The sequence below is a fragment of the Thermogemmatispora carboxidivorans genome, from assembly GCF_000702505.1.
Taxonomy (GTDB): domain Bacteria; phylum Chloroflexota; class Ktedonobacteria; order Ktedonobacterales; family Ktedonobacteraceae; genus Thermogemmatispora; species Thermogemmatispora carboxidivorans.
On sequence record NZ_JNIM01000001.1, the window covers coordinates 2879681 to 2894804 of the forward strand.

A 15124-nucleotide genomic window follows, 5' to 3' on the forward strand; every position below is an offset into this window, starting at 1 on the left:
CTCTTGCGACGATGCCGCCGTTGACCCCTGCCCAGCTGTCTCGTTAAGCCTGGATGGATGCATACACTCCCTCCGTCAGAACCTCAGCTTCCGGCCACGGATCTGCCAGCGCCCGCCGTTCACATTCCTCCAAATAGGCCTTCACTTCCTCTTCCAGCGCGGTCAGCATGCGCTCCGTATCGACCTGCTGCTCGCAGAGCCGAGCGCGTAGCAGCTTGAGCGGATCGCGCGCGCGCCAGCGCTGAACCTCTTCCGCCGAGCGGTAAGCTGTGCCCGGATCGGCCTGATAGTGGCCCAGAAAGCGATAGGTACGGGCCTCGATAAAGATCGGTCCCTGACCGGCACGAGCCTGCTCGACGGCTTGCATAGTCCCCTCAGCAACGGCACAAACATCCATGCCATCGACTTCATACGTCGCGATGCCATAGGCGCGCACGCGAGCCGCAAAGCTCTCTCCCTTGATCATGCTGTAGGCCGGCGTCATCTCAGCATAGCCGTTATTCTCACAGAGAAAGATCACCGGCAAATCCCAGATGGCCGCTAGATTGAGAGCCTCATGAGCTGCACCTTGATTCAGCGCCCCCTCACCAAAGGTACAGAGAACCACGCTCGTGCGGCGCAGGTAGCGCTGCGCCAGGGCCACACCAGTCGCAATCGGTAGACCTGCCGCAACGATCGAATTAGGAGGCAATACTCCTTGAGCAACAGCGGTAAGATGCATTGACCCACCTTTGCCCCCACATAAGCCGCTGCGCCGCCCAAGCATCTCAGCAAAGGCTCGATAGGGATCAACACCACGCGCCAGTACATGACCATGACCACGATAGGTGGTCACGGTGAGATCCTCCTCCTGCAGCGCTTCAGCAGCCCCAACAGCGACCGCTTCCTGCCCTACACAGAGATGAATCGAGCCGGCAATCTGTCCCTGGTAGCTTAAGCGCAAACAACGCTCCTCAAAAGTACGAATCAAGAACATCAGACGATAGAGCTTCAGTAGCTTCTCGACGCTCCATTGCATGGCTAGGCTTGCTCCTCTCCGCTCTCAAACAAGGAACTGTAGCAGCGGCCTTCGCCCTACCTCCCCGGTCAATGTTCTTGCTGCTCAGACAGGGGCAGGGTCAGAGCAACCACCCGATCAACACTTGCCCGAGCTGATCCCAGATAGTGCTCCGGCTCCAATAACGAGCGAATCTGCTCGGGCGACAAATAGGCCTGGACCTCACGGTCGTTCTGTAGGGCTTCACTGAAAGAGACCTTCCCCTCAGAAGCCACCGCCATAGCAATGCGATAGACTACGTCGTGAGCCTTCTGACGCCCAATAAAGCGTCCTAGCTGTAGCATGACAGCCTCCGAGAGCGCCAGGCCACCTGTCAGCTCGATGTTGGCTCGCATACGCTCGGCATTGACAGAGAGATCTCGCGCCACGTGTAGCGCATATACAAGAGCACTATCGGTCAGGATGCAGCAGCGAGGGATGTACTCCCATTCGGCCTGCCAGGCCGCCATATCACGCTCATGCTCCTGTACCATAGTATCAAGAGCCAGAGCAGCATCTTGACGCACAATGCGCCCTAGTGCAGCAATCAGCTCGCAGATCATCGGATTTCGCTTATGGGGCATCGTACTACTGCCTACCTTGCCCCAGATAAAAGGCTCCTCCACCTCAGCAACCTCGGTCGCCTGCAGATGAATGATCTCCATCGCCACCTTGCCCAAAGTGGCACAGACCAGGCCCAGCAGGCCGACAAATTCAGCCAGATTATCGCGAGCCGTATGCCAGCAGATAGGCGGGACGTTCAACCCGAGCCGCTGCATTACCAGACGCTGTACCTCCAGGCCATGATCGCCCAGCGAGGCAAGCGAGCCAGTCGCACCCGCAAGCTGACCGACCAGCAGGCGCGGCTTGCAGGCGCGGAGCCGTTCTAGATGCCGATTCATCTCGGCCACCCAGACGGCGGCCTTGAAGCCAAAGGTAATAGGGGGACCATGCTGCCCATGAGTACGACCGGGCATCAGGGTATCTCGATAGCGGATCGCCAGCTCGCGCCAGGCATCACGCACCGCTAGCATGCGCTCTTCCAGCAAGGCCAGAGCCTCGCGCAGCTGCAAAATCAGGCCTGTATCCATAATATCCTGAGTCGTTGCTCCCCAGTGGACATAGGCCCCAGCCTCTCCACAGGCCTCGGAGAGGACCCGAATGGCCGGCACCAGTGGGTGAAAGGTCTCGGCGATCCCGCGGGCTAGCACTTCGAAATCCCACTGCTCACGCTCGACGCGCTCGGCGATCACCTGGGCCGCCTCGCGAGGAATCAGTCCCACTTCGGCTTCGGCCCAGGCAAGCGCCGCTTCAACCTCCATCCAGGCGCGCACCATCGCTCGATCGTCAAAGAGACGGCGCATCTCTTCCGTACCAAACTGATCACCAAAAAGCGTTGAATCGATTAGGTGTGCTCCCATCACTATTCCTTTTCTTTCCACTGACTGACAATGTTGGCGGAACCTCATGCTCCGCCCAGTAGTAATACCGCGCCTTCCACCGTCGCGCGTAGCAACGCGGCAGCAAACAGGCCAAGATCAGGCAGACCGTTTCCTCCTCTTTCCTCACTCCCTTGACCCCTTGCTGCTGACCAGCGCATTGTTGCGATGAGGCTCTCTGAGAGCGGGGGCAAGACCAGCCTGACGCAGATGCACACGTCCTCCTCGTCGAGAGCGATCCGCCACGGTATAGACGCCGGCAGCCACGATGAGCACGATTCCTTCGATTAATCCCTGGTAGTTGGCTCCCAGATTCAGAATATTGAAGCCGTTGGCCAGCATAAAGAGGATCAAGGTGCCGATCACTGACTTGACCACACTTCCAGATCCCCCAAAGAGAGAGGTGCCGCCCAAGATCGCGCCGGCAAGGACCGTCAGCTCCGTGCCACTCAGCGCGTTGGGGTTGATAGCTCCCAGCTTGCCGGCATAGAGAATGCCCACAAAAGCCGCCGTGAAGCCGCTCAGCACAAAGGTGCCAATCTTGTAGAGGCTGACATTGACGCCAGAGAGGCGGGCTGCTTCAGCGTTCCCCCCGACAGCGTAGAGGTGGCGTCCCAGTACCGTATAGCGGAGCAGCAACCAGACGAGAAACATATAGCCGAAGAGGAACCAGGTCGGATGCGAGAGGCTCCAATCCCAATCAGCGAAGAAGCTGGCCGCCAGCGCCGCCAGCCCCGCCACCGCCAGTAGACAGCTCTCCGGCGCCAAAGAGAGTTGATGAGCCCGTCGCGAGGCCAGCACAATCATCAGAGCAGCCACCACCACCAACACGATACCAGCCACCAACAGCACATGGGGAATGGTCCAGGAATCGTTCTCTAAGACGCTAAAAGCATCGCTTTGCGCACTGATGGTACGGGCATTGGTCAGGATCAAGACCAACCCACGAATAGCCGTCAACGTGCCTAGAGTGACGATAAAAGCATTGATGCCAACCACCTGCACCAGCAGCCCATTGATCAATCCGATCACCACGCCACTGAGTAAGGCAGCCATCACCGCCACTGGTACCCCGTACCGGTCAACCAGGCTGAGGGCAATCGCTCCCCCAAGGGCTGCCACCGAGCCAACAGAGAGATCAAAATTGCCACTGATCAGGACCACCGTCATAGAGATTGCCAGCAGACCTACCAGGGAGGACTGATCGAAGATGTTCGCTATATTGCGCGGGTCCAAATAGTTGGACTGGCTGCTGATGGCTGTAGCGACAGTCAAGAGTGCCGCCAGAGTGAGAAAGGCATAGACTACCCCGGCATTCCGCAGAGAGAAGCGCTCTCTCTCGAAGAGAAAGCGATATCTACGATCTGTGCTCATCCTTGTCACCCTTCGTCTTCTAGTGGAGTCGCCCCGCTGCTTTGCCGCTCTCTGGCTAAACCGCTGGCCAGCCGGACCAGCTCATCTTCCGAAGTCTCAGCAGCCAGGCGCTCCGCAACGATGCGGCCTTGGTGCACCACCAGAATGCGCTGAGCAACCGCTAAGAGTTCTTCAAACTCTGAAGAAACCAACACAACGGCCTTGCCCTCACGGGCGAAGCGACGAATCAGCTCCAGAATCTCAGCTTTGGCGCCCACATCCACACCGACAGTCGGCTCATCCAGCAGAAAAACTTTGACCGGACCATACATCCACTTGGCAAAGACGACCTTCTGAGCGTTCCCCCCACTCAGGGAGTCAACTGGAACAGCAGTGGAAGGAGCAACAATACGCAGGGCGGACATAGCCCGGAGAGCACGCTCCTGCTCTCGCTCCCAGCGCGGGATCAGGCCGGCAGTAGCAAGATGAGCCAGATCGGGCAGACTGATATTGCGCCAGATCGGCCAGTCCCGGATGAGACCCTGACGGGTCCGATCTTCAGGAACCAGGGCCAGGCCGGCTCGCACGGCACCCACCGGCGAGCGCGGAACCGGACGCCCTGCCACACGCACCAGGCCACGCGCCTCAGCATCAGCCCCAAAAATGGCGTGCAGAATTTCAGAACGCCCTGAACTCAGGAAGCCAGCCAGACCTACAATCTCCCCACTGCGCACAGTAAAGGAGACATCTTTCACCTTGTTGGGCGAATGCAAATGAGCCACTTCCAGCAGGATCGGAGCCTCTTGCCCTCCAGATGGCGGCCCACTCCTCCGACTGAGCAGTTTCTTGCCCACCATAGCTTCGATCAGCTGCTCCTCGCTCAAGGTGGCCGTCTCCATCTCGGCTACTACCTGGCCATCGCGTAAGACCGTCACACGATCGGTCAGGTGCAGTACTTCCTCCAAAAAGTGAGAAACATACAAGAAGGTAGTCTGCCCCTCACGACAGAGCTGGCGCACTAAGCGAAAGACCAGCTCACGTTCGCTTTGGGCTAGCGAGGCGGTTGGCTCATCCATAATGACCAGCTCAGCCCCACGCATCAAAGCCTGGAGAATGGCCACCATCTGACGCTGACCGATCGAGAGTTCGCTCACTGGTACGAGGGGATCGATAGTATAGCCAACACGCGACAGCAGCCGCTCAATTTCAGCCAGATGGCGCCGCTCGGTGCGCCACCAGCCACGGCGCCCGAGGAGGAGGTTATCAAGCACTGAGAGCGTCGGCACCAGCGGAATATGCTGGTAGATCGCCGCCACTCCGGCTGTACGCGCATCGGCAGGGGTACGCCAGCGTACCCGCTGCCCTTTCCAGAGAATCTCACCCGAGGAGGCTTCCAGAGCACCCGCCAGGATCTTAATGAGCGTCGACTTGCCGGCTCCATTGGCCCCTACCAGGCCATGAATTGAATGGGGGTGGATGCGCAGGTTAACCCCGCGCATCGCCACCGTCCCATTCGGGTAGACTTTGGTCACCTGGCGTAGCTCAACGAGCGGCGCCCCAGCCCCATGCTCCTTCGTGGACATAGTCGCTCACCATTGGGGAACACACTGATCAACGTTGTCCTTGGTAATCGGGGGAATGTCATAGGTCAGAAACGTGTGGCTATAATGCTGCTTCCCCGCCAGCTGATCGTAAATCGCTTGCAAGGCCAGCTCACCCATCGTCTCCGGCTTGTAGCAGACCGTACCCAGCATCTGCCCCTCTTTGACAGCCTGGATGCCGAGATGTGATCCCCCAATACCGATCACCTGCGCGTGCGAGTGGGCAGCCGTTACTGCTTTAGCACAACCGACCGCCATGTCGTCCGATTCAGCATAGAACAGGTCGATATCAGGATGAGCCTGGAGGATGTTTGCACAAGCGGCTTGCCCTTTATCAGGAAGCCAGTCACCAGGCTGGCTGGCTATAAACGTAAATTTGCCCTGCTGGCTCAGGATACTTTTGAAATCTTGCTCGCGCTCCTGGACCTCTGCAAAGCCAGCCTGCCCTTCGATGATCGCAACCTTGGCTCCCTGGGGAAAAGCTTTGAGGGCGATCTGGGCAGCCTGGGCCCCAGCCTTGATCTCATCCTGCGTAATGAGGGCCGTAAGCTTTGGATAAACATCTTTGAGCGGTCGATCTTTCCCGACCGCCGAGGCCACAGCAATGACCGGAATATGGGCCGCATAAATACGATCCACCAGCTGTTGGGCCAGCCCCGCGTCAAGTGGCAAGAGCAGGATACCGTTGGGGTTGCGCGCTATCAGATCCTGTACATCGTTGCTCTGTTTGTCAGCGCTTCCTTGCGCGTCCAGCTCGATCACTTGCACACCCAGCTGAGCCGCCCGCTTTTTAATGCCACGCGCAATCGCTGCCGGGAAAGGATAGCTCAGCCCAAGATTCGATTCGCCGATGACAAGCTTGGTGCCACCTCCACCCTGGCCTTGACTATTGCCACAGGCCGTTAGAAGCAGAACCAGCACGAGGAGGATCGCCGTCGATAGTCGCTTGTTCTTCATCACGCTGGTGCCCTCCGCAAAATAGAAAGCTAACAACGCTTTTCGCTACCTGTTGCAACACACCGCAGCAGCCCGAGCAGCACGCGCGCCCTGGCTCCCTCCACTGCAAGCCATATGCTGCAACATGCGCCATTGTGGGCGCTGCAATCGCCTTCACCTGCCATCAGCATCGATGGCTCTGCCGGCAGCCTTTTTGAAAACGATTGCATTTTCTAGGAATCAACTATAATCAACCCGGCGGCAGAAGTCAACCCCTCGATCAGCTCAAGAGGATAGTCGTTTATGCTCTGCGCAGTTGAGCGGCCACCTTTCCTGCTGCCTATTGACAAGGCTGGTCGCTCCGACTATACTTGCAAACGTTACCACTTTCTTTGGAGAGTCTGTATAAAGCTGTGGGAGATGAGTACCTCACCTGCTGACCAGAATACTACGTTGAAGGAGATCTCACGACGGTTGGGGATCTCCCCTTCAACCGTTTCGCGCGCCCTTAGCGGACAGGACTTGAAGCGGCCACAAGCGCGTCAGCGCGCCGAGGAGATTCGCCGCCTGGCTGCCGAGTTGGGCTATGCCCCTAACAGCATCGCCCGCAGCTTGAAGACCAACCAGCGGCGGCTGATCGGGCTGATTATTCCCGATATTATGAATGACTACTATGCTACAGCGGCGACGCTGGTCCAGGAAACTCTAGCTGAGGAGGATTATCGGGTGATGCTCTGTGTCACTAACGATGATCCTCGCACCGAAGCCATGCAGATGCGCGTCTTGCGAGAGGAGCGCGTTGCTGGGATTATCCGCGTTCCAGCTCCGCAAGACCCTGCTGTGAAAATGGCTCCGCTCAGGGCTTCCCCTATTCCAGTAGTAGAGTTGGTGCGCCGCAGCTCTTCCCACCAGTTCGACGCTGTCCTGCTGGATGATGTGCAGGCCGGTTTTCAGGGAACTGCACATCTACTGGAGCTTGGTCATCGCGAGATTGCTATTGTGCTCGGCCCTTTGAGCGTGGAGACGGCGCGTCAGCGTCTTGAAGGTTATCGACTAGCCTTTGAGCGCGCGCAGGTGCCAGTCAATGAGGCCCTGATCTGTTCTGGCCCCTACCGGCGCGAGGTCGCCTACAGTGTGACGCTGGCACTCCTTGACCGGCCTCACCGCCCTACGGCTATTATCGCGACCAGCAACGAGCTGGTCATTGGTACTTTGCAGGCGCTGGCAGAGCGCGGGATGCGCGTCCCCGAAGAGATCTCGCTTGTTGGCTTCGGTAACGCTGACTGGTTCACTCTGCTCCGCCCTTCGCTCACTACTGTGGCGCTGCCGATCAGGCAGATGGCCGTAGTGGCAGCTCATACGCTGTTGGCGCGCATTCGTGCCCTGCACGATCCCACCGCGGTGGAACAGATTGAGGCTGCGCCGGTGGTCTCACGCTACGCTACCCAGCTGATCGTTCGTCAATCTACGCAGCCACCGGCTCACGGTTCGTCGATCCGCACCGATGAGTGTCTTTGATCGAGGTCAACTCAACTGGCAAGACAAGAAAGGAGACGCTGCGCATGGCTCAAGAGGAGCGCTTGCCATTCTCGGTAGAGCCTCCCCTGCCGCGACGACGCGACTATCCGATCGCGGTGGTTGGCGCAGGCAGTATTGTGAATGATGCCCACCTGCCTGCTTATCATAAGGCCGGTTTCCAGGTCATTGGCATTTATGATATCAGACATGAGCGAGCCGTGGAGACCGCTCAGCGTTTCGCTATTCCTAGGGTTTACCAGAGTCTGGAGGAGCTGCTTGCCAGTGAGGCTGCTATTGTCGATGTGGCTGTACCGGCACGTGAGAATCTGGCCATCGCTCGCCAGGTGGCAGCTAGCGGTAAGGCTCTGCTCTTGCAGAAACCACTCGCTGAGGATCTGGCTACGGCCCGCGCTATTCTAGCCTGTGTTGAAGAGGCCGGGATCGTGGCAGCGGTCAATCAGCAAGCTCGCTGGATGCCTGCGGCTCTGGCCATTCGCTCGCTGATGCGCTTGGGCCTGCTCGGTACGGTCTATCAGATCTCGTTTTTGATCAATGTCGAGACTCCCTGGCACCTCTGGCCCTGGATTCTGGAGGGACCTACCGTCGAGGTAATGTATCATTCGATCCACTATCTGGATACCATTCGGAGCCTGGTCCAACAGGAGCCGCGCCTGCTCTTCGCCGACGGCACTACTCTGCCAGGCTATGCGAGCAATGGGGAGACGCGCACGCTTCTTCATCTGATCTTCGATGGCCATCTGCGCGCAACAGTGCTGGATAACCATCATAATAGCGGGGGACTGGAGGATCAATATGCAACGCTGCGCGTTGAGGGAACAGAGGGAACAGCGGTAGCCGAGCTGGGTCTCTTGAAACATTATCCAACAGGAGTGCCCGACCATTTTCGCTACCGCAGCTCCCATATATATGGAGGCGCCTGGATTAGTCCCCGCTTACCAGGCTCCTGGTTCCCGGATGCCTTCATCGGTACGATGGCTAGTGTGATGCGTGGCTTGGAGGGCGAGCCTGGCGCCCCCGAAACGTCAATACGCGATAATGTGCGTACACTGCAGCTGGTGATGGCCGCTTATGAGTCAATGCGACAACGTTGCCCTATTGATCCGGCAACTCTCTAGGCCCGAGCACAAGCGTGGGAAGAGGCACGCTCAGGGAGCTATTCCTCTAGTGGTACCATCCATACTTTCCTGATCGGCTGTAGATATGCCTGGGCAACAGGCAGAGCGCCCCAGAAGGCGAGCAAACAGGAGGAGCTGTAACGATGAGCAGATACATCGATACTCATCAGCATTTCTGGAATCTCGCCGAGGTTGATTATCCCTGGCTGACTCCTGAGTCCGGCTCAATCTATCGGACGTTTACGCCAGAGGAGCTGGAGCCGCAACTGAAGGCGGCTGGCATCGCTCAGACGGTGCTGGTACAGTCGGCTAATTCCTATGCGGATACCGATTCGATGCTGCGTCTGGCCGACCGCTACGAGTGGATCGGGGCAGTCATCGGCTGGGTGCCCCTGTGGGAACCGGAGGAGGCTGCACGAGCTTTGGAAGGCTATGAGCGCCATCCGCGCTTTCGAGGGGTACGCCATTTGATCCATAACGAGCCTGATCCGGATTGGGTGATTCAAGACCGCGTCATTGAGGGATTGCGTTTGCTGGAGGCCCATCATTTGATCTTCGAGGTGGTGGCAGTTTTCCCTAACCATCTCAAGCATGTGCCTTTGCTGGCTGAGCACCTGCCTCAATTGCAGCTGGTTATTGACCATTTGGCCAAGCCTCCGATTCGTGAGAAGCTGTGGGAACCGTGGGCCTCTCAGCTGGCAGCAGCGGCCTCGTATCCGAACGTGTATGCGAAAATTTCGGGCCTGAATACAGCCGCTGGTCCCCAGTGGTCAGCTGCCGATCTGCAGCCCTACATCGATTTCGCCATCCAGTGCTTTGGCCCCGAGCGCCTGATGTTTGGCAGCGATTGGCCGGTCTGTACGCTGGCAGGAGACTATGCCCAGGTCTGGCAGGAGACACGCCGTGCGCTAGCCCGTTACAGTCAGGCAGAGCAGGAGGCAATCCTGAGTACAACGGCTCTGCGCCTCTACCGTCTCTGATCTCCATCGTCTAAGGAGGCTCTGTTATCGTGCAACGCTATGGACAGTTGATTCGCCTGAAGCCCGCCTGTATTGCCGAGTATGAGCGGCTGCACGCGGCTGTCTGGCCAGACGTGCTGGCCACAATCCAAGCCTGTAATATCCGTAACTATTCGATCTTTCGTTACGATACACTTTTGTTCGCTTATTTCGAATACGTGGGCGAGAACTTCGCTGCCGATATGGAAAAGATGGCCGCTGACCCGGTAACGCAGCGCTGGTGGAGTCTCTGCAAGCCACTGCAGGAGCCTCTTCCGGAGCGTGATCCCGGGGAATGGTGGCTGACGATGAAGGAAGTCTTTCATTGCCAGTAGAAGTGCCAGCACGGCGGCAAGGCGCCGCTGCGAGGAGAGAATTGGCAGCGGGGCGCAGTCTGGCAGTTGGGAGCAATGCGCATCTACCGCTGCCAGCTCCAGCCGCATGCCTGGCACGCTACGAGAGCGATGGGGTTGCAGGCAGACGGGTAGACGGACAGGTAGGAAGCCTGCCCCTGTTATTCAGCTCACTGACGAGCGCGCTCAAGCTCTTCGGCAGCGCGGAGGGCACGATCTCACGCCGAATCGCGAAGAGCTGACGGATGCATGCTACGCTCTCCTCTTCCGTCGCGCGCATCTCCAGCGCCCCCCGCTCCGGTGGCAGGCGCTTGCCGGGTGTCAGCACGCCCTGCTCGACAGGGCAGACCAAGAATATAGGAAACGACGCCTCTGCCAGGCTGGGATGATTTATCTATCTTGTACCACCTGCCTCGTGCTCCTCTAGCACGGCAGCCGCAGATGAGAGTAGCAGCTCGCGATAGTGCAGGTAGCGCTCTTGATAGAGGGCTTGACGTGCTCCAGGAGCGGTCACTGTCAGAACCGGCGGGCGCCACGCATCCAGAGCAGCGGCATCCTTCCAATAGCCTGCCGCCAGTCCGGCCAGGAGCGCCGCCCCACGCACCGCCGTGTCCTTCTCAGCGACAGCTCGAAGCTCCCGTCCCAGGATATCCGCCAGCATCTGGCGCCAGCCAGGGTGCAAGCTTCCTCCACCGACAACAAGAAGCTGGCCATCCTCCTTCCCCTCAGAGAGCGCCTCTAGAGCCAGACGCATTCCAAAGGCTACCCCTTCCAGAGCGGCGTGGAGGAGGTGGCGGCGCTCATGCCCAAGACGTAGATGGAGCCAGCCGGCAGCCTGTGGTCTCGGATGATATGGTCGCTCTGGCGTCAGACAGGGCAGGAAGAACAGCGGTTCCTGGACGGCTACCTCCGCCTCGCTGCTGGCATATAGCTCGGTCCAATTGGCCTGGAGGGTCCGCCGTACCCAATCCAGAGCCAGCCCGGCATTCTGCACCGCCGCCATCCGATACCAATGCTGCCCGTCCGCCGCTCGATAGAGATGGATTCTCCGCCGGGGATCAGGTCGCGGCTCTTGACAGAGGAGGACAAATTGCGCTCCCGAACCCAGCGAGAACAAGAGTGAGCCCGGTGCCAGTACGCCAGCCCCCAGCAGCGAAGCCGCCACATCGGCTGCTCCCGTCGCCACTGGCAGGCCCGGCCTCAGTCCTAACTCCCTGGCTGCTGACGGCTGTAGATATCCTGCTGGCCCCCCTGCAGGCAGCAAGGGAGCAAACAGCTCCTTTGGCAACCCGAGGGCCTCCATCACCTCCGTCGCCCACTGATCCCGCCCCACATCATAGAGCAGCGTCGCCGAGGCATCGCTGGCTTCGGTTGCCACTTCCCCGGTCAAACGCCAGCGGAGCCAGTCTTTGGGCTGAAGCGCCCACCGCATGCGCGCAAACGTCTCAGGCTCCTTCTCCGCGAGCCAGCAAAGCAGCGGGCCGGCCATGCCAGGGGCCAAGGGATTCGCCAATTGCTCTTGCAACTGCACAGGCAATTGTTCAAAACGCGCCAGTTGGTCGATAGCTCGTTGATCAGGCCAGAGCAGGGCAGCGCGCACAGGGTTCCCTGCTGCATCGACAGGAACCACGCCGTGCATCTGCCCGGTGACCCCGATCGCCGCTACTTGCCCTGGTTCCACGAGACGCAGGGCCATACGCACCGCCACCACTGTCTGCCGCCACCACTCTTCAGGATCTCCCTCGGCCCACCCAGGCCGATGTGTCAGCAAGGGATACTCAGCGCGCCCCTCGCCCAGTCGTCGCCCGCTGGCAGCATCCAGGACCAGTGCTTTCACCGCACTGGTTCCTAAATCAATGCCTAACAGCGCTTTGTCCCTGGTCTGTGTCTTCCCTCTTCCGTCTTCCATGATGGTTAACTAGTCCTCTTGGGTGTCCGTCGCCTCCAGGCCTGCCGCAATGAAAGCCCGGGCCTGCCTGGCCAGGTCAAAACGGTCGGTCCAGGTATGACGCCAGATTGCGAGAGAGCCAGAGAGGTTCGCAATCTCCTGCGCCCGAGAAAAGCTCTCGAAGGTGACCGGCCCTTGATACCCAGCCTGACGCAGCGCCCGGAAAAACCCGGGGAAATCCACCGTGCCTGTGCCGAGGTAGCCGCGATGGCTTTCACCGACATGGACATAGCCCAGCCGCTTGCCACAGGCCACTACCGGCTTCACAAAGTTTTCTTCTTCGATATTCATATGATAGGTATCGAGATGAACCACGAGATTGGGCGCACCGATTTCCTCAATCAGGTTCAGCGCCTGTTCCGCTGTATTGAGGAAATTGCTCTCATAGCGGTTCACCACTTCGAGACCTAGCTGCATGCCATTGACCGCCGCCTGCTCGGCCAGACGAGCCAGGACGCGCATGCTGTTCAGCCGCCCGGCAGGAGCAAGCGGCTCCCGATAGCGCGTCAAGGCGCCGAAGATCACCCCACCAAGATAGCTGGCCCCCAGATCCCGGGCCACAGCCAGCGCATCATGCAGCAACCGCTCGCCACGTGCTACTATTGCCTCATCTGTGCTGGAAATATCTGTCTCGGGCGTCAGGGCCAGTGTGCACGTTGCCTCGAGACCAGTCTTTTCCAGCAGGCTTCTGGTCAGCGCCACATCGATCGCGGCAGGCTCAAGCAAGGGGATTTCAATCAGATCATAGCCGCTCGCGCGACTACTTTCGAGCGCCTGACGACATTCTTCCTCGCTCCAGCCACCCACCCAGACGAAGGCATGAATACCTATTTTCTGTTTCATGGCATCTCCACAGCTGTTCTAGCGATCACTCATCACTCTTGACGCCGGTGATCATCGCCACCAGTTCATCACTGGTCGTCTCGTTCGTCCGGCGCCCTCCGACCACTCGTCCGCTGCGCATGACCCATACCTGCTGAGAGAGGCGCAGCACCTGCTCAAAGTTATGGCTGATCAGCAAGATGGCTAGCCCCTGGTCGCGCAGGCGAAGAATCAGCTCCTCAACACGTCGCGTCTCCCGTACCCCCAGCGCTGCCGTTGGCTCATCCATGATCAACAGGCGCGACCCCCAGCTTGCAGCTCGCGCGATGGCAATGGCCTGCCGCTGTCCGCCGGAGAGCTGCCGCAGTCGGGCATGGATGGAGGGCAGATGAACCTCAAATTGCCGAAGCATGCGCAGGGCCTCGCGGCGCATCGTCCGGCGATCCAGGATCGCTAAGGGTCCCAGACGCTTGACTCGCTCGCGGTTGAGAAAGAGATTCTGCCAGACGGTGAGATCTTCAATCATAGCCAGGTTCTGATAGACGGTCTCGATGCCGGCCTGACGCGCCTCCTGGGGAGAGGCAAAATGGACCTCTTTCCCCTCAAAGAAGAGGCGCCCGCTGCTCGGAGAGTGCAGGCCCGAGATGCATTTAATCAAGGTCGATTTGCCTGCCCCGTTGTCCCCGACAATGGCCGTGATCTCTCCACGTCGCGCCCACAGCGTCACTTCATGCAGCGCCACAATGGCCCCAAAATGCTTGCTGACCCGCTCCACCAGGAGCAACACCTCAGCAGGACCAGGCACTCCAGAGCCAGGCGGAGCGCCTGGCGTGGGGCTGCTCTCCGGAGTCTGAGGGGCAGAGAAAACACGTTCAAATTCCGTAGGACTCATCGCCAGTACCTCACCAGCAAGGCGGCCAACACGACCGCCAAACCAACCACCACCGGTTGGTAGAATTGTGAGAGTCCAAGTAAGGTCAGCCCGTTGACGAGCACCGTGAGTAAGAGCGCGCCAGCAGCAGGACCGGCTATTGTGCCACGCCCCCCAAAGAGACTGACGCCTCCCAGGACTACTGCCGCGACAGAGTTGAGCAAGTAGCTGGTATCGACCGCCGGTTCGGCAGCGCCAATGCGCGCCGTGAAGAGGATGGCAGCCAAACCAGCCAGGCCCCCTGCCAGCAGGTAGGCAGCCAGCTTGATCCCCGCAGTACGAATGCCCATCGCGCGTGCCGCCTCGGCATCCCCCCCAGTGGCTAGCAGGTGGGTCCCAAAGCGCGTGTAAAAGAGTAAGAAATGTCCCAGCAATACCACGAGCAGGGCGATCAGGACAAAGTAGGGCAGCGGGCCAAGTGAGCCTGTGGCGAGCTGAAGCAGGAAGGTACTGACAAGTGTCACCGGCTCACCATTGGAGAAGATCAGGGCTGCCCCAGAGGCGGCGCTGAGCGTGCCGAGCGTCGCAATGAAATCGGGAATCCGCCCCCAGGCAACCAGCAGGCCATTGATGAGACCCACGAGCAGGCCGGCAACGATGGCCGAGAGGCAGGCCAGTCCGATCGGGCCTCCGTGGGCGACCACCTGCCCCAGGACCACGCCAGCCCAGGTCATGGTGGATGCCAAAGAGAGATCGATGCCTCCCGTCAGGATGACAAAGGTCTGCCCCACCGTCAGGATCACCAGGAGAGCTGCGGCCACCAGCACAGCGCGGATATTGCCGAAGCTTAAGAATGCCGGTGAGGCGATCCCAAAGATGATGATTAGCACCGCCAGGGCAATCACCGCTGTCCAGTTGATCCAGAACTCGGGATCACTGAGCCGCTCTCTCCAGCTCAGTCGCTCAGCCTGCACCGGAAGCGCTGTCACTGAGGTGTTGCTCTGTTCCATCTGCTGTCTCCTTCCTCCCGCGTGAGTGAGGGAGCGTCGCGCAGCCAGTCCTGCAGGCCCGTGCGGATACCTGCTTGCTCCGTCACACTCCACTCACTCACTG

General features: G+C 59.3%; 13 protein-coding genes. 4 read left to right on the forward strand and 9 right to left on the reverse strand.

The window, feature by feature from the left end; genetic code table 11:
* Positions 1 to 43 precede the first annotated feature (43 nt).
* The 5 genes from N688_RS11250 to N688_RS11270 all read right to left on the reverse strand — a co-directional run bounded on the left by N688_RS11250 (position 44) and on the right by N688_RS11270 (position 6386).
* Complete coding sequence (locus N688_RS11250) at positions 44 to 1018, reverse strand: thiamine pyrophosphate-dependent dehydrogenase E1 component subunit alpha (RefSeq protein WP_052889366.1); 975 nt, start codon at positions 1016 to 1018, stop codon at positions 44 to 46.
* Between the two features lie 68 nt (positions 1019 to 1086).
* Positions 1087 to 2457, reverse strand: a complete 1371-nt coding sequence (gene purB / locus N688_RS11255) for an adenylosuccinate lyase (protein ID WP_052889367.1) — start codon at positions 2455 to 2457, stop codon at positions 1087 to 1089.
* Between the two features lie 144 nt (positions 2458 to 2601).
* The gene (locus tag N688_RS11260; RefSeq protein ID WP_081838747.1) at positions 2602 to 3849 is read right to left on the reverse strand and encodes an ABC transporter permease; all 1248 of its coding nucleotides are present in this window, start codon (positions 3847 to 3849) and stop codon (positions 2602 to 2604) included.
* 5 nt (positions 3850 to 3854) lie between these two features.
* Entirely contained in the window at positions 3855 to 5411 is a 1557-nt protein-coding gene (locus N688_RS11265) for a sugar ABC transporter ATP-binding protein (RefSeq protein WP_052889368.1), read from the reverse strand.
* Positions 5412 to 5417: 6 nt separating this feature from the next.
* Complete coding sequence (locus N688_RS11270; protein ID WP_141727636.1) at positions 5418 to 6386, reverse strand: sugar ABC transporter substrate-binding protein; 969 nt, start codon at positions 6384 to 6386, stop codon at positions 5418 to 5420.
* A 399-nt stretch (positions 6387 to 6785) separates the two neighbouring features.
* Between N688_RS11270 and N688_RS11275 the strand changes: the two genes are divergently transcribed.
* The 4 genes from N688_RS11275 (at position 6786) to N688_RS11290 (ending at position 10352) form a co-directional block, all read left to right on the forward strand.
* Positions 6786 to 7883 (forward strand): LacI family DNA-binding transcriptional regulator, encoded by a 1098-nt coding sequence (locus N688_RS11275; protein WP_162179538.1) that lies wholly within the window; start codon positions 6786 to 6788, stop codon positions 7881 to 7883.
* A gap of 44 nt (positions 7884 to 7927) precedes the next feature.
* On the forward strand, positions 7928 to 9019 hold the full coding sequence (locus tag N688_RS11280; protein ID WP_052889371.1) for a Gfo/Idh/MocA family protein: 1092 nt from the start codon (positions 7928 to 7930) through the stop codon (positions 9017 to 9019).
* A gap of 143 nt (positions 9020 to 9162) precedes the next feature.
* A complete protein-coding gene (locus N688_RS11285) occupies positions 9163 to 9999 on the forward strand; it encodes an amidohydrolase family protein (protein WP_052889372.1) in 837 nt (278 codons plus the stop codon).
* Between the two features lie 29 nt (positions 10000 to 10028).
* Entirely contained in the window at positions 10029 to 10352 is a 324-nt protein-coding gene (locus N688_RS11290) for an L-rhamnose mutarotase (protein ID WP_052889373.1), read from the forward strand.
* A 412-nt stretch (positions 10353 to 10764) separates the two neighbouring features.
* Here the strand turns inward: N688_RS11290 and N688_RS11300 are convergent, their stop codons facing one another.
* The 4 genes from N688_RS11300 to N688_RS11315 form a co-directional block, all read right to left on the reverse strand.
* Positions 10765 to 12207 (reverse strand): xylulokinase, encoded by a 1443-nt coding sequence (locus N688_RS11300; RefSeq protein WP_202901900.1) that lies wholly within the window; start codon positions 12205 to 12207, stop codon positions 10765 to 10767.
* 81 nt (positions 12208 to 12288) lie between these two features.
* Positions 12289 to 13161, reverse strand: coding sequence for a sugar phosphate isomerase/epimerase family protein (locus N688_RS11305; RefSeq protein WP_052889376.1), 873 nt, complete (start codon positions 13159 to 13161; stop codon positions 12289 to 12291).
* Positions 13162 to 13186: 25 nt separating this feature from the next.
* The gene (locus tag N688_RS11310; protein WP_081838749.1) at positions 13187 to 14032 is read right to left on the reverse strand and encodes an ATP-binding cassette domain-containing protein; all 846 of its coding nucleotides are present in this window, start codon (positions 14030 to 14032) and stop codon (positions 13187 to 13189) included.
* Complete coding sequence (locus tag N688_RS11315; protein ID WP_052889377.1) at positions 14029 to 15021, reverse strand: ABC transporter permease; 993 nt, start codon at positions 15019 to 15021, stop codon at positions 14029 to 14031. Before N688_RS11315 ends, N688_RS11310 begins: the two co-directional genes overlap by 4 nt.
* Between the last annotated feature and the right edge of the window lie 103 nt (positions 15022 to 15124).

Bases quoted from the DNA above. Each gene is read 5' to 3' on its own strand.
- N688_RS11250 (WP_052889366.1), bottom strand. From the start codon at position 1,018: ATGCAATGGAGCGTCGAGAAGCTACTGAAGCTCTATCGTCTGATGTTC.
- N688_RS11275 (WP_162179538.1), top strand. From the start codon at position 6,786: ATGAGTACCTCACCTGCTGACCAGAATACTACGTTGAAGGAGATCTCA.
- N688_RS11270 (WP_141727636.1), bottom strand. From the start codon at position 6,386: ATGAAGAACAAGCGACTATCGACGGCGATCCTCCTCGTGCTGGTTCTG.
- N688_RS11315 (WP_052889377.1), bottom strand. From the start codon at position 15,021: ATGGAACAGAGCAACACCTCAGTGACAGCGCTTCCGGTGCAGGCTGAG.
- N688_RS11280 (WP_052889371.1), top strand. From the start codon at position 7,928: ATGGCTCAAGAGGAGCGCTTGCCATTCTCGGTAGAGCCTCCCCTGCCG.
- purB (WP_052889367.1), bottom strand. From the start codon at position 2,457: ATGGGAGCACACCTAATCGATTCAACGCTTTTTGGTGATCAGTTTGGT.
- N688_RS11285 (WP_052889372.1), top strand. From the start codon at position 9,163: ATGAGCAGATACATCGATACTCATCAGCATTTCTGGAATCTCGCCGAG.
- N688_RS11310 (WP_081838749.1), bottom strand. From the start codon at position 14,032: ATGAGTCCTACGGAATTTGAACGTGTTTTCTCTGCCCCTCAGACTCCG.
- N688_RS11305 (WP_052889376.1), bottom strand. From the start codon at position 13,161: ATGAAACAGAAAATAGGTATTCATGCCTTCGTCTGGGTGGGTGGCTGG.
- N688_RS11265 (WP_052889368.1), bottom strand. From the start codon at position 5,411: ATGTCCACGAAGGAGCATGGGGCTGGGGCGCCGCTCGTTGAGCTACGC.
- N688_RS11260 (WP_081838747.1), bottom strand. From the start codon at position 3,849: ATGAGCACAGATCGTAGATATCGCTTTCTCTTCGAGAGAGAGCGCTTC.